14 protein-coding genes and 1 pseudogene are annotated in these 14,400 nt (G+C 65.1%); 6 read left to right on the top strand and 9 right to left on the bottom strand.

Going from position 1 to position 14,400, the window contains the following annotated elements; translation table 11 throughout:
- The 4 genes and pseudogenes from ON34_RS37585 to ON34_RS14690 form a co-directional block, all read right to left on the bottom strand.
- Positions 1-193, bottom strand: a pseudogene (locus ON34_RS37585) (hypothetical protein); the annotation flags it as partial.
- Between the two features lie 34 nt (positions 194-227).
- Positions 228-422 (bottom strand): hypothetical protein, encoded by a 195-nt coding sequence (locus ON34_RS14700; RefSeq protein ID WP_051022624.1) that lies wholly within the window; start codon positions 420-422, stop codon positions 228-230.
- Between the two features lie 378 nt (positions 423-800).
- The gene (locus ON34_RS14695; RefSeq protein WP_051022644.1) at positions 801-1,367 is read right to left on the bottom strand and encodes a YybH family protein; all 567 of its coding nucleotides are present in this window, start codon (positions 1,365-1,367) and stop codon (positions 801-803) included.
- 510 nt (positions 1,368-1,877) lie between these two features.
- On the bottom strand, positions 1,878-2,312 hold the full coding sequence (locus tag ON34_RS14690) for a tautomerase family protein (RefSeq protein WP_040779662.1): 435 nt from the start codon (positions 2,310-2,312) through the stop codon (positions 1,878-1,880).
- Positions 2,313-2,394: 82 nt separating this feature from the next.
- Between ON34_RS14690 and ON34_RS14685 the strand changes: the two genes are divergently transcribed.
- Both ON34_RS14685 and ON34_RS14680 read left to right on the top strand, forming a co-directional pair.
- Entirely contained in the window at positions 2,395-2,943 is a 549-nt protein-coding gene (locus tag ON34_RS14685; protein WP_169333872.1) for a winged helix-turn-helix transcriptional regulator, read from the top strand.
- Between the two features lie 412 nt (positions 2,944-3,355).
- Positions 3,356-4,111, top strand: coding sequence for a hypothetical protein (locus ON34_RS14680; protein WP_157172304.1), 756 nt, complete (start codon positions 3,356-3,358; stop codon positions 4,109-4,111).
- A gap of 24 nt (positions 4,112-4,135) precedes the next feature.
- Here the strand turns inward: ON34_RS14680 and ON34_RS38815 are convergent, their stop codons facing one another.
- Positions 4,136-4,945 (bottom strand): transposase, encoded by an 810-nt coding sequence (locus tag ON34_RS38815; RefSeq protein WP_505848222.1) that lies wholly within the window; start codon positions 4,943-4,945, stop codon positions 4,136-4,138.
- 357 nt (positions 4,946-5,302) lie between these two features.
- On the opposite strand from ON34_RS38815, the gene ON34_RS14670 reads away from it, so the two are divergent.
- From ON34_RS14670 to ON34_RS38320, 3 genes are read left to right on the top strand one after another with little or no spacing between them, the layout of a single operon-like run.
- Entirely contained in the window at positions 5,303-5,581 is a 279-nt protein-coding gene (locus ON34_RS14670; protein ID WP_040779660.1) for an SHOCT domain-containing protein, read from the top strand.
- Between the two features lie 37 nt (positions 5,582-5,618).
- Positions 5,619-8,057: a phosphoketolase family protein gene (locus ON34_RS14665; RefSeq protein WP_051022619.1), complete on the top strand. Its 2,439-nt coding sequence runs from the start codon at positions 5,619-5,621 to the stop codon at positions 8,055-8,057.
- Positions 8,054-8,539, top strand: a complete 486-nt coding sequence (locus tag ON34_RS38320; protein WP_040779659.1) for a hypothetical protein — start codon at positions 8,054-8,056, stop codon at positions 8,537-8,539. The genes ON34_RS14665 and ON34_RS38320 overlap by 4 nt, the downstream gene beginning before the upstream one ends.
- A gap of 908 nt (positions 8,540-9,447) precedes the next feature.
- On the opposite strand, the gene ON34_RS14650 is transcribed toward ON34_RS38320, so the two are convergent.
- From ON34_RS14650 to ON34_RS14640, 3 genes are all read right to left on the bottom strand, one after another.
- Positions 9,448-10,221 (bottom strand): hypothetical protein, encoded by a 774-nt coding sequence (locus tag ON34_RS14650; RefSeq protein ID WP_040779656.1) that lies wholly within the window; start codon positions 10,219-10,221, stop codon positions 9,448-9,450.
- Complete coding sequence (locus tag ON34_RS14645) at positions 10,205-11,401, bottom strand: L,D-transpeptidase (RefSeq protein WP_083889437.1); 1,197 nt, start codon at positions 11,399-11,401, stop codon at positions 10,205-10,207. The genes ON34_RS14650 and ON34_RS14645 overlap by 17 nt, the downstream gene beginning before the upstream one ends.
- A gap of 184 nt (positions 11,402-11,585) precedes the next feature.
- Positions 11,586-11,816, bottom strand: coding sequence for a polyprenyl synthetase family protein (locus ON34_RS14640; protein ID WP_281032451.1), 231 nt, complete (start codon positions 11,814-11,816; stop codon positions 11,586-11,588).
- 311 nt (positions 11,817-12,127) lie between these two features.
- Between ON34_RS14640 and ON34_RS14635 the strand changes: the two genes are divergently transcribed.
- Positions 12,128-12,610 (top strand): hypothetical protein, encoded by a 483-nt coding sequence (locus ON34_RS14635; protein ID WP_157172303.1) that lies wholly within the window; start codon positions 12,128-12,130, stop codon positions 12,608-12,610.
- Between the two features lie 166 nt (positions 12,611-12,776).
- Here ON34_RS14635 and ON34_RS14630 read toward each other — a convergent pair whose 3' ends face one another.
- Positions 12,777-14,399, bottom strand: coding sequence for a hypothetical protein (locus ON34_RS14630; RefSeq protein WP_157172302.1), 1,623 nt, complete (start codon positions 14,397-14,399; stop codon positions 12,777-12,779).
- Position 14,400 lies beyond the last annotated feature (1 nt).

Below are 14,400 nucleotides of genomic sequence, written 5' to 3'. Positions count from 1 at the left end.
ATGCCACCAACCGCAGCATGTCATCGCCGGACCTCGCGGTAGGTCCACCGCCGGTGACGACGTCGGTGACTTCGGGCTCGCCTCTGGTGAGGGTGCCGGTCTTGTCCATCACGACCACCTGGACCCGAGCTGAGGTTTCCAGGGCGAGAGCGTTTTTGAACAGCACGCCGCGCTCGGCGCCGAGTCCGGCACCATCACCGGTGCGATGTCGAGCGCGGCGGGCAGGATCAAGCCGGCCGCAGCCAGGATCTCGAGGGGCCCGAGGGTTCTGACGAAACCGGCGCTTGCATGCTCGGTCCATCCCCGCCGGACTTCGCGCCCAATTCGTCCAGCTTGGCCTTGGGCATGAACGCTTTGGTGGCGCCACCGAACAAGGAGAGGGCGGCAAGCAGCCCGGCGACGATCCAGAGGGCCAGGTTCATTGCTTCTCCTGACGTGTAGGCGACTCGGGCTCCTCCTCGATCCGGCCGAGCAACTCGTCGCCGCCGGGCTGCCGGACGATGCCGTTCGAGGCATACCTGTCGGCTTCCCGAGTGGTGTAACTGGTCGGGCATCAGACACCGCCGACCCTGGGCGTGTGACACCCGCGTCGACGTGACGTGCACCACTACACATACTGCCGCGCCGCATTACCGACTTCTACAGCTACCCGAACGGGTGCGGCGGACAGCGATGCGATGCAGGCTTACGCAGCACTCCTGGCCGCACGCACCCCAGTGCGGGTCCTACCGACCTCGGTGACCTCCGCAGATTCCGGTTGCCCGCAACCACTGCCGCCGTCTTTCTCCTCAGTCCCGACCCTACGAATGCACCGAACTGCCGCTTCCCGCGATGTGCGAACCGGTTATCGAGGCCGCGCCTCTCCGCAGGCCAAAACGTGTAACCAAGCCGGTTGCGACCAGACCGAATATCGATCGTCCACCACGTCGGGCAGGCGCGTCCTTCTCGGAAGCGAACCAAACTTGAAAGTTCGCCGGGTTGATCGGAATCGAGATGTGCTCGTGCGTTATCGCCCAGGTGTCATCCGATCGTCGCAAACAGACAGTCTCTCGCACCCATATCGGCAATTCGATTCCGCCTCGGCGCTTTCCAGAGTCCAGATGAAGCATATTGGCGAAGGCTGCGTCCTCAGCTGTGACGATAGTCAGGTCGTGCGTTTCCAAGCCGATGGGCCCGATGTACCCGTCGAACCATCGCACAAAATTGCGGCGCACCTCATCGGTCCCGGTGAACCGGAGAGGTGCAACGGCGTCGTAGTAGACGATGTCAGGTGAATAGAACGACATGAGGCGATCGATGTCCTTCGACCGTTGCGCCTCAGTACGTTCTTCCAGAAACGCCCTGATCTGGGATTCATTCGAGGTCATCTTGTCTCCGTTCCACATTCTGGGCCGATCCACTCCCCGGGCAAGCCCACCCTGCGCGTCCAGTAATCCGACGACGCAGCAACAGCAAATGTGAGGCGCCACCCGACATCGCCGAGACTCGAGGCGCCGCTCGAAGCACACGCAAGCTGTCATGCCGCGTGGCGCTCGGTTCGAAGCGGCCACGGGACGGCTGGCGAACACACTGTCCCTGTCCTGGACGACTACTGGTCCACAAGCGTCGCGAGGTCCGCGAATGGTGCGCGCCAACGCGGCGGAACTAGTATTCCTGCCGACATATTCGTCCTATCCGAACCGGATCGAGTGCGAGTTCGCCGCGGCTGCGGTACTTCGCCCTCAACAGCACCGACCACCGCAGCCACGACGAACAGGGCACCGCCATCGCCAACTACATTCGCCGGCGTAACGAGGACCCCTCACCGATCCGCGACTTCGCCGTCGGCTCGAAGATCCGATACCCCGATTGCCTACCCAACGTCGCGTGACGCGGCACTAGGTGTGCGCCACCAGCGCCGTGATGTCCTCGATGCGCACGATCTCGCCGCGCGCACCCCAATTGCCCTCCGGTATCTCGTTGATGTGCACCCACGCGGTGCCGGGCTCGGTGAACCGCTCCGGCTCGGTATCCGCGTCCGCGAGCACTCGCGTGACCCGACGCACGATGTCGGCCCGCTTCCGATCGTTCATCGAACCAGCCGGAACACCAACGCGGACCACATATTTCGGCTTTTCACCGGCTGGCAGCTGCCGACCGCCGACAAACCAGGCGTCGATCTCATTGACCACCAGCCAGGAGATCGAGCGGGCCGCCTCGGTGTCCGGTGCGCCCTCGGCGAGCATCACCTCCGACACCAGGCGACCTCCGATCTGCTCTCGGCGCTCCTGATCGAGCGAGCCCTTGGGAACGAACAGCTCCACGAACGGCATTCGTCAGTCCTTTCATTGAACTATCTGACGCCAACACGCTAACCCGGTAGAGTTCAATGAATCAACCCACTACACTCTGCTCATGCAACGGACCAGTTTCGCGGAGATGCACTGCTCGATCGGGCAGTCGCTGGAGCGAGTCGGGGAATGGTGGACGCTGCTGATCGTGCGCGATCTCCACTTGGGCCTGCGCCGGTTCGACGACCTCGCCGAAAACCTCGGCATTTCCCGGAACCTGTTGACCCACAGGCTTTCACGGCTGATCGCCGACGGTATCGTAGAACGCCGTCCTTACCGTGAGCGGCCGACGCGGTACGAATACCACCTCACAGAGGCCGGGCGCGACCTCGTGCCGGTGTTGCTGGCATTGATGGCCTGGGGGGACAAGTGGGCCACACCACCCGGCGGACCGCCGGTGCGCCTGGTACACAAGGAGTGCGGCCGGGAGTGCACGCCTGAGGTTTGCTGCTCGACATGCCGGACGCCGTTGACCGCCGCGAACGTGACCGCGTTGGCCGGCCCCGGCGCCGCCTCCGGACCGGGGACGATCGTACTGGCCCGGCGTCACCGGACCGGTACGCCAGAGAAGGCCGATGGCGCGCAATGTAAACGGCCCTCTTCTGAGCCTTGATCGAACCCGCCGCCGCAATATCATGATTATCGAGCCGGGGTACACGCATGACAGCCGTCGCAACGGTAGCGATCCGGGTGTCAACGTCGGACGCACCAGACGACGAGACCTCCCCGGCCGGCTCGCAGGGGATGTCGTCATACCCGAACGCCCTTTGGTAGGCGAGTGCTGCAGCGTCGGCGTCGATGTCCTTCTTCCATCACCCTCCGGCGGGGATTCTTGTGTCGGCAGGGACTTTGTACGCTCCGGTGAATGCCTTAATACTGCAACTGCACTCGGCCCCAGTAGAGATGCAATCAGAGCGTGTGGTGCGTAGGTCGGTGGTGACTGATCTGGCCTGGCTTCGTGCAGGGGGGGTACTGGACGCTGGGATCGTGACGTTTCCAAGGCTGAGCTGGCAGTATGTCAGTGCATGGGAACGATGTCATCGCCCAACTGGCTTAGGCGGTATCGAGACGGGCAACGGGAACAGGTTTGGCACGAACTACGCCAGTTGGGCAGTACGATCCTCGATTTCGACCTTGCCGAGGAAGCGCAACTGGTCTGTGACGAGATGGCGCTACGGGCCCGGCGCAATATCGAGGTGATCGTCGATCGGCTTTCCGAAGGCGGCTACCAGTTTCACACCAACGATGACGACCAGACGCAGGTGGTGCCGTTCATACCGGCCACGGCGAGGGCAGCCGAGCATGCGAGCTGGCTTCGTGAACGGTTCGATTCCGTGCCCATGACGCTGCTGTCATGGGTGCGGCTGGTCGGAGACGTGTGGCTGGTCGGCACGCATCCGGACTGGCCGGAGTCGTCCTCGGGCGATCCACTGGTGATCCAGGTCGAGGGGTCGCACTATCCCGAATCGTCGATACGCGGCTACTTCACCGACGAACTCGACAGTTGGAGCAAACGGAACGATCGGCATCCTGGGGCACGGCGGTTCGTCTTGCCGCTCGCGCCGGACAGGTACCACAAGGAGAACGTCAGTGGAGGCGATCCGTACGGGATCGCGCTTCCGGACGGATGTGTCGACGGGCTTTTCGTCGCCGGGTCGACCATGCCGTTCGTGTCCTACCTGAACTGGGTGTTCGGTAGTGGCGGGTTCCCGTGGCCTTCAGGCTCGGACGCCCAGTGGCGGGTGTGTCATGCCCTCCGCGAGGACATGCTGCCCTTGTGATCCTGATCTGTGTTGCATCGGCCTTTACGTGAGGGGGTGGCCGCGTCGTCGGTAGTACGACAGCCGGGCTTGGCGCTGTCGGCGGCGCCGCCAGCGTGACCAGCCCCAGATGTGATCGGCGGGATTGAGCCGTGTCAGCACCAACGCGATCAGCAGGCGCCAGATCTCCGGTAGCGCGAGGGCGATCATGCCCTCGTCCAGGTTGCGGGTTCCCCTTTTGCAGCACGGGTTTTCGTTGCGGCTAGCCAGGCCATGGCGAGCATCGACAAGGTGATGTGGGCATACCAGGCCGGTCATGTGCGGACCTGATAGTGGTCGAGTCCGGCCTCGCTCTTGGGCTGCTGAAATGCTTCTTCCAGCTGCCAGCGCGACCCGGCGGTCCAGGCCAGGTCGACCAGTCGCGCCGTGGCCGGGCCGTAGCAAATGTAGTAGGCGATCTCGCTGGGGTCGCTGGTACTGCGGCGGGCCAGAAGCCAATGCCCGCGCCCGGTCGCCCAGGTTCCGTCGATCTGGCGGCGTGCCCAGTCGTATTCGCGGGGTTCGTGGGAGCCGGCGCCGACAGACAACCGCTGCAGAGATTGCTCGGCGAACTCGGCGACCAATTCGTCGGTGCGGGCTATGCGGTCCGCGCGGGTGGTCACCCGGTGGTCCGCGCGCGCGGGTGGCCACCACATAGAACACGTCCTGGTCTTCCAGCCATTCGCGCAGGTAGCTAGCTTGCCCGTAGGATTCGTCGGCGGTGAACCAAGCAAACGGCACCTTCGCGGCCAGTGCGCGTTCGAGCATGGCGATCATCTGTCGCTGCTTGGTCGCGAACTCCACGTCGTCGGGGATCCCGGCGTCGCGGCAGCGCTCCCGATCCGACGTCCACGACTCTGCGACATAGAGTTAACGGTCGATCAGGGCATGGCCGTACCGAGACGCATACGCCAGGAATACCTCGGGGTCGCCGAGGTGTTCGACCACGTAGTCACGCACCTCGTCACGAACCCCGTTGACGTCTCAATGGGGCCGATGCGCAGCAGCGCCGTGGGTTCGCGGGTGATCTGCTCAGCTGACTCCTGTGTGGGTTCGTAGGTAATCGGGGGGATGGGCCGATCGGCCCTATCCTCCCGGTCCGGTTGAGACGCAATCTGTGCTGGAGGGATGGATCGGTGCCGCCAGCGTGGGCACCGCAAGTGAGGAGGAGCCATGATGTTCTGGTACGGCGACGGTCTGAACGGGTGGGGGTACGGCCTGATGACCGTTGGCATGGTGGTGTTCTGGGCGCTGGTAATCGGCGGGATCGTCATGCTGGTCCGGTATGTGGGAGGGGGTCCGGCTGGCGGTGAGGTGTGTGTGCCGCAGCAGGGGCCGACTCCGCAGCGGGTGCTCGCCGACCGGTATGCGCGCGGCGAGATCGATGACGAGGAGTACGCGCGGCGTCTGAAGATCCTGGGGTCCGGCACGCCCCCGATCGCCACGGCCTGAGCAGGTGCCTGCGCGTGGACGGTCGGGAGTGACCAGCATGACTCGTGGAGCCGAAGCCGAAGTCGCAACTCGGTCCGCGGCACAACCGTTGACGTCAGAGCAGCTGGCAGACATCGACGCGTGGTGGCGGGCGGCGAACTATCTGTCGGTGGGCCAGATCTTCCTGATGGACAACCCGCTGCTGCGGGAACCGTTGCGGCCGGAGCACATCAAGCCGCGGCTGCTCGGTCACTGGGGCACGACACCGGGATTGAATTTCATCTACGCCCACCTGAACCGGGTGATCACGGCGCGGGATCTGAACATGATCTATGTGATGGGCCCGGGACACGGCGGTCCCGGGCCGGTGGCGGCGGCCTGGCTGGAGGGCACCTACAGCGAAACCTATCCCGAGGTGTCGCTGGACGAGGCCGGGATGAAGCGGCTGTTCACCCAATTCTCGTTCCCAGGCGGCATTCCCAGCCACGTCGCACCCGAGACCCCGGGCTCCATCCACGAGGGTGGCGAGCTGGGATACTCCCTCACGCACGCCTACGGGGCGGTGTTCGACAATCCGGATCTGATCGTGGCCGCGGTGATCGGCGACGGGGAGGCGGAGACGGGTCCGCTTGCGGCGAGCTGGCATTCGACGAAGTTCGTGAATCCGCGGCGCGATGGTGCGGTGCTGCCGATCCTGCATCTCAACGGCTACAAGATCGCCAACCCGAGCGTGCTGGCGCGCATCGACGACGACGAACTCGACCATCTGCTGCGCGGCTTCGGGCATACCCCGTACCTGGTGGCCGGTTCGGACCCGGAGCAGATGCATCAGGCGTTCGCCGCCGCACTGGACCGGTGTCTGGACGAGATCGCGGCGATCCGGCAGCGCGCCCGGCGCGACGGTGTCACGCAGCGGCCGCGCTGGCCGATGATCGTGCTGAAATCCCCGAAGGGCTGGACCGGCCCGAAACAGGTCGACGGATTGCCGGTGGAAGACTATTGGCGCGCACATCAGGTGCCTTTCGGTGATGCGCGGGTGGCGGAGCACCGCGCGGTGCTCGAGCAGTGGCTGCGCGGCTACCGGCCCGAGGAACTGTTCGATACGACCGGCGCCCCGGTGGCCCGAATCCGGCAGCTGCATCCGGTGGGGGAGCGGCGGATGAGCGCGAACCCGCACGCGAACGGTGGGCCGACGGTGCGCGGCCTCGACTTCCCCGATTTTCGTGACTACGCGACACCGGTCGCGCAACCGGGCGCGGCGACGGCCGAGTCCACCCGGATCCTCGGCGCGTTCCTGCGGGATGTGATGCGGGAGAATATGACGACGTTCCGGATGTTCGCCCCGGATGAGAACAACTCCAACCGGCTCGGCGCCGTCTTGGAGGCGACCGACCGTGCCTGGAATGCCAGGACTCTGCCGACCGACGACCACTTGGCCCCGGACGGGCGGGTGATGGAGATCCTGTCCGAGCACACCTGCCAAGGCTGGCTGGAGGGCTATCTGCTGACCGGGCGGCACGGGTTGTTCTCCTGCTATGAGGCGTTCATCCATATCGTCGACTCGATGTTCAATCAGCACGCGAAGTGGCTGCGCACCACGAACCGGATTCCGTGGCGGCGGCCGATCCCGTCGCTGAACTATCTGCTCACCTCGCACGTGTGGCGCCAAGACCACAACGGGTTCTCCCACCAGGACCCGGGCTTCATCGACCATGTGGTCAACAAGAAATCCGACGTGATCCGCGTGTATCTGCCGCCGGACGCGAACACTCTGTTGTCGGTGGCCGATCATTGCCTGCGCAGCCGCCAGTACGTCAATGTGATCGTCGCCGGAAAGCAGCCGCAGCCGCAGTACCTGAACATCGATGACGCGATCGTGCACTGCACCAAGGGAATCGGCATCTGGGAGTGGGCGAGCAACGACGACGGGGTGCGGCCGGATGTGGTGCTCGGCTGCGCGGGTGATGTGCCGACGATGGAGACGCTGGCGGCGGTCGACATTCTGTGGAAACTGTTTCCGGACTTGCGGATCCGGGTGGTGAACGTGGTCGATCTGATGCGGTTGCAGGACGACCGGGAGCATCCGCACGGGCTGTCGGATCGTGAGTTCGACTCGCTGTTCACCACCGACACCCCGGTCGTGTTCGCCTACCACGGTTACCCGTGGCTGATCCATCGGCTGACCTACCGGCGCAACAACCACCACAACTTCCATGTCCGTGGCTACAAGGAAGAAGGCACCACCACCACACCGTTCGACATGTGCGTGCTCAACCAGATCGACCGCTACAACCTCGCCATCGACGTCATCGAGCGTGTGCCGCGGCTGCAGGCGATCGCCGCCCACGCGCGAGAAATGTTGAAGAACAAGCTGATCCAGCACCGCGAGTACATCCGCGCCCACGGCCAGGACATGCCCGAGATCACCGGCTGGCACTGGCCGTTTGCGCCACACGGCGCCCGTCCCGCTGCGACCGGGCGGCCGGAGGCGACATGACCGGCCGCGACACCCGCACTGCCTCGGCGACGCGGCGCGAATCCCTGGTCGCCGGAGCCACGCCGCCCTACGACGCGGTCATTTTCGACATGGACGGTGTGGTCACCGACACCGCCGCCCTGCACGCGCAGGCGTGGAAACAGCTGTTCGACACCGCCCTACAGGATCCTCGGGCCGGCCGGGACGCGGTGCGGGAGCCGTTCGACATCGACCGCGACTACCGGCGCTGGGGTCGATGGGCGGACTCGGGAGGACGGTGTCGTGGACTTCCTCGGTTGGCGTGGGATCGAGATCCCCTATGGCGACGACGGTCGGGCGGCGCGGCCACGATCGCCGGACCGGCCATTACGATCACATCGCCGGTCGCCGCCGAAACCTGGAGCCAGACACGCGATTTCAAGGAACAGCGAGCAGGCGCCGATCACGGCGCGACACAGGTCCCGCGCCGGACCGCGAGGCAAACGGATCGACTCCCTCGGTGACGGCGCTGTCCGTGCACGACTTGCTATCCGTCACCGGGGCTCTTCGGAGCTGGGTCGGTCAGCGACGAGAACGGGTAGAACGGGCACCTCGGCTACTCGGCCGGCGACTTGTCAGCCGGGCACGACGAACACGAGCAGATAAGCGACACTGGCACAGGGACTCTCCGGCTGGTGGAAACTCCAGTCGTACCGGGAGTCCCTCTACATTGGCGGTGCCAGGAATCGGACAGGCTGCCCTGCTCGCACTGGTCATCTGTGCGAACGAACCCGCCGAGGTCAGCTGACGGGAGCATCGTGCACGGTGAGCGCCCCATAGCGACGCCACGCATGACGAGCGATCGACCCGCCCCTCCCGGCCTGACCGAGATCGAACCCCCGGCCCAAAGCGTCGACCGAGCAGAATGGCGGCCAACGAGAACTCCCCAGCGCTGGTGGCAAGCGGTGGCCGGGCCGGACCAATCCGGGATACCGTCGCTTCATGTGTACCTACGCCTTCGTGCACTACAAACTGCACTATGTGTGCGTGGCGTGCCGGGTGTCGTTCAAACGGCACCCGCCGACTGTTGGCGTAGCGCACCGCTGCCCACGATGCGGTACACCGATGCTGTGTGCGGGGCATGATTTCGCGGCGCCCCCTCGCCGTGACACCCGGGCCTGGTCGGTAGTCGCTGCCGTGGTCGGCGCCGGACTGCGTTACGAGGGTTTCGAACCGTGCGGCTGCGGCCGAGAACCGAAATACCGGCCGCGGACCCGGGCCGAACTTCGCGCCCGCCGCAAGTTCTCCGCACGCAACACTGTTCCGCTCGATGATGCGCTCACCCGCCCTAACGTGTAAACACACTGTCCAAGCTCACCGCGACCGGTCGAACGCGCCGCACCACTGCCGGGTACGACCCCGAAGATAGGGATCAGGACCCAATAAGCTTCGAAGCGCACCTGAGGCTGAGGTGCGGGGTGTTCAGCGCCCGATATTCGCCAACGTTGGAGTTGCTGACACCGGCATCGATACCCGACCGCACCCGGACCTGACCGCACCATCCCTGTGCGAGGAGAGTGGTTTGCAGCGCGGCCACGTGCGGGCGGGCCATCGACACCAGCCGACGCTGACTCAGGTGCAGGACCCGCCCATCCGCGTCGACCAGCTGCATCGTCCTGGTCAGAACGCCGGTGCGAAGATCCAGCTCGTGTCGCTCCTGCCGGACGCTCAGACCACCTGCCGACCACCACGGCCCCTCGTCGATGCTGAGGTCCAGCATCGTCCAGTCCGGGGTGTTGACCATGTGCTCGTCCTCGACCACACGGCCGTGCAGCGTGCTGGTGACCCGGTTGTAGACACCCGCGAGATAGGTGCCCGGATAGTGCGCCGAGCCGGCGCGGTGTTCGGTCGCCGCGCCTCGGGTGCCCAGATATCCATTGGCCAAGACGGTCAGCGCTTCCCGATGCCCCTCGTGCGCCGGGTCGAAGCCCTCATAGACCAGCAGCCACGGGTCCCGCCGCAGCGCACCGAGATCCAGTTCGGCGACATCGCCGAGCACCAAGTGCACGTGCTCCATCGACGACAGGTCCTGGCCCTGGCGTGAGGGGCTGACTGCCGTGCCCGTCCGGTCGAAGCCATCGATAGGTTCTGGGATGGCGAACCAGATCAGCCGCTGTTTGTCGTTCGTGTCATGTGTGGGCGCCACCGCGAAGCCAGTCGGTCCACGGGATGCTCCAGTCGCCGTTGTGCCAGATATCGAGGGGGTCGCCGCCGGTGTTGCGGACCTCGACTACGTCGCCGGGGATGACGAAGTCGTAGAACCATGCGGCGTCGTCGGGGGAGATGTTCAGGCAGCCGTGTGAGACGTTGGTGTTGCCTTGGGCCCACATGCTCGCGGCCAATGCGTGTACGAAGATTCCGTCGTGGCTGATGCGGACCGCATGGTCGATGCTCGTGCGGTAGCCGAGGGCGGAGCTGGTGGGCAGGCCGTAGCTGGCGGAGTCCATGATCACCGGGTTGTTTCGGTCCAGCACGGTGTAGATGCCCGGGCGAGTCCAGAACGACATGGCTCTGCCGCCGACGATCGTGGTGCCGCCCATGCCCATCGATGTAGGCATGGTGCGCACAAGGTTTCCGTTGTCGAAGACCTCGATCTGTTTGGTTTCGTCGTCGGCGATCGCGACGTGCGCGGGACCGATGACCACCGAAACCCGTTGGTCGCGCAAGCCGTAGCGGCCCTCGCCGAGCGCGCGGCCGAAGAGTTCGGCCGCGATCGTGATCCTGGTTCCCGGTGCGTGAAAGTGCTCCGGCCGCCAGTGCGCGTTCTGATCGTCGAGCCAGTACCACCCGCCGGCGACGGCCGGTTCGGTGGTGACCTTCAGGTGACGTTCCGCGGCTGCCCGATCGACGGGTTCGCCGAACTGAGCGACGAGCACGAAACCTACTCCGTAGGTGTCGTTTTCGGCCAGCTCGACGAGATTGGCGGAGCGTAGGGAGACGTCGATGAGCTGTCGCGGTTGCACTGTGGTGCAGGTTGTCGTCGCGGTGACGTCGCCGGTTTCGCCGTGAGCCACGGCTTTCGCGGTGTAGGTGTGTCCGTAGCCGAGGGGTTCGGCACTGGTCCAGGCTCGACGATCGGGTGCCGATACGCCCGGCAGCGATCTGCCCGTTTCATCGATCCATTCGACCGACCGCAGCGTCCCGTCGGTGACGGTGGTCGTGGCGGGACTGCGCGCTTGGACATCGTGGGTGCCGGGTGCGGGATCGAATCGGATTGTGGCGGGTTTGGGTGGCGGCGCCAGTTCTCGCGCCCACCCCCATCCGGCCAGGGCGAAGCCACCCACACCAGCGAAGCCGATCAGCAGCCGCCGACGTCCCACTGCCACCGTCTTATCTCCCTTCTACCGGGTGCTGGGCCGACCTCTGTCCGCCAGCATGCGGCAGCTACCCGCCGCCCGTGAACCGACGACCAGCATCTCCGCCGATCCGCCGCACAACCGATACCGTTCCTCGATCGATCCAGACGGTCGTCGGTGGTCTGCCAAGACCTGGCTCAGGTGTTTGCGCTGACTACACCCCCCGCAGCCTCCCCGCGGCCGACCCGGCGGCCTCGATCACCATGCCCGCGCACATCTGCTCACTGACGATCGCCGCCGCGGAAACTTCACGCTGGCCGAGGTCGACCAGCATCCGCGTGCCCGAGGACGTCACGCAGTCCCCGGCCGAGACGGCCATGTGCGAACCCCACACCGCGTTGGTGCTGGGGCGGCCGCGGCGCTGATCGGCGGAAGATGTTGATATCAGCCGACTTCGACCTCACCGGGTCACAACCTCTACATCGGCTGCGGCCCTCAGCACCCTGCCTCGACCTTCATGGGGTTCCACATTTCGGTCCTGCGACACGATCAGGCTGTTTCGTTGTCGAAGGGTCCGAGCACGCTCTCCCGTGCCGCTCGAGATCGTATTTTCGGAAATCTGACATGAAAGGGGCGGCAGACCCAGGAGGGTTAGCTAGAATGTTGCTGTCTCCATGGGATCCATGCCCGGACTCAGCCCTCCTACGAGGCCGGTACCGAAATCGTCACCGACACTTGACATGAGGAGTGATCGACATGGCAAATCCGAATCCGTTCGTCGTGGCGTACTGCAGTCTCGATGTCGGCAGGAGGCAGCTCTCCACCTTCGTTGACACAAACACTACGTTCAAGCTCCTGAAATTTATTCACGACCTTGATGGAACGCAATACGACGACTGGTGGCAGCTGCGAAGCAGTGCGGATGTGGATCGGGTCATCGCGAAGGCGAATAGCGATCTGGGTGGGCTCTCGTACGACCTGCCCGTCGCCATGGGGAAGCAGGAAAGTATGTTGGATCCGTATCTGGTGGCGTACTTCAGTCCCGATAACAGGATGCAGCTCTCCGCCCTCAGGGACGTAAAGACCAAGATCGACCTCATCAGTTTTATCCACGACCTCGATGGAACGTCATACGATAACTGGTTCCAGCTGCGAAGCGGTTCGGATGTGGATCAGATCATGAAGAAAACGGTAAATGATCTGGAGGGAGTCGTGTACAACCTGAGGCCCAGGAAGTGAACGCCTGGGCATTTTGACGGCGTGTCACATTCGGCTCTACGAATGTCCGCTCGAGGTGGGGGCGCCGCCCAACCGGCTTGCTCGTGAGCTCCCGAACCGTCTGCGACGTCCTCGATGTCCCGGTCACGCGCAACCGTGATCGGGACATGGTGCGGCCGGTTACCGCTCACGGCCAGGGTTCCGAGGGACGGACGATATCGAAGGCCAGGCCGCTGGATCCTTCGCCGCCGCCGGGGTTCTTCTCACGCCGCACCCAGGAGTGCCACGATCCGTCGAACCAGCGCGACAACACAGTGCGCCGCGTGACCACGGCGGCGTCGCGGGGGATCTCCTCTTCGTGCACCCACTCCCCGGGACGCAACAGCCGCCCGCGCGGTGTCGAATCGAAACCGGGCTGTAGGAGCGGCACCAGCGCGAACCGGATTTCGGCCGGACCGACCGCGTGCGGCACCAGCGGCAACCAAAAGTCCGGGACGATGGTTTGGACCGCGTACGCGCCGAGTTCGGTGGGCGGCGGACCTTCCGGCGCCACCCGCAGCCAACCTTCGCGCCGGTCGACCCGCACGCCGTGGCCGTCGGTGTAGTTTCGTTCGACCGCCCACGCCAAGTTGGCCATTTCGTCGCGCAACAGCGCCACCGTCTCCAGCGGTTCACCGACCGCGCCGCGTTCGGAGGGCATGACAAGTAATCCGTCGTGGGTGCCGGACACGGTGAAGAGATTCCATCCCTGGTCTTCGCTTCCGGCCCGGTGTATTTCGTGTTTCCCACCGAAGGAGTCGGAGACAATGCACCGGTCGAGCACCGTGAGTGAGCCCGCGGGCACCTCGAGCGGGAGCTGGAACCAGTCGTTGCCGTAGACCTCGGCGAAGGCGATCAGCAGCAGCCGCCCGGTATCCAGTGTCGCGACATCGGTCGAGCCGAAATCTATTTGCGCGTCTTCCATCTCCCAGAATCGGTCGGCGGGGATCCCGCCGTAACGCACCGTGGCGGGAATGGCCTCGCGGTGGAAGGTGCGCAGCGATGCCTGGGGGCCGCCGGGTCCCGGCGGTGCGGCGATTGCGGCCGGATCGGCGTCGACGGTGAACCAGTCGAGGCCGTCGCCGAAATACTCCTCGGCGTGGAATACCTTGTCGCCGAAGCTCAAGTCGACGCGATGTTCGAACCGGTGTGGGTCGAAGGTATCGGGGAGGGCGGCCTGGAACAGACTATTCCACCAGCTCAGCCACTCTTCTCGCACGGTTTCCAGTCCTGGAACGCTGGGCTCGGTGGCGATCCGGTCGGCGTCGGGCACCTTCGCGGCCAGCAGTGTCACCAGATCGGCCGCACCGCTGGGCGGATTCCGGAATCCATAAGCGGCCAGCACATCGGCGGCTCGCGATCCGAGTCCGTGTTCGTCGAGGAGCCGCAGGAAGTGTGCCCCGCCCTCCAGCCGCTGCAGGTCATCCGGTTTCGCCAGGTCCTCGGATTCCACCATTTCGTCCAGCGGGCCTGATCGGGGGTCGTAGGCGTGCCAGGTCCGGTCGACCTCCAGCTCTCCCTGCCGACCAGCGGGCCGCCACGCGGAGATGATCGTGCTGTGCCCCGACAGTTCCACCAGGACCGGTGATCCCGCGTCCTGGCCGGTGAATTCACCGAACTGCCACTGCCTGGTGAGCGCCCAAGCCGGATCGTGTACGCGGGCACCGAGCCCGGTGGCGACCTCGCGGCTGCGGGACAGCGGCTCGAGCCGGTAGCGGTCGTCGAGCCGGAACCTGGGGTTGCCCAGGATATCGGTCATTCGCCGTGCCATC

Origin of the sequence: Nocardia pneumoniae NBRC 100136, assembly GCF_000308755.1 — a bacterium.
GTDB lineage: Bacteria > Actinomycetota > Actinomycetes > Mycobacteriales > Mycobacteriaceae > Nocardia > Nocardia pneumoniae.
The sequence above is the reverse complement of the archived record's forward strand: the minus strand, read 5'-3'. Positions and strand labels throughout refer to the sequence as shown.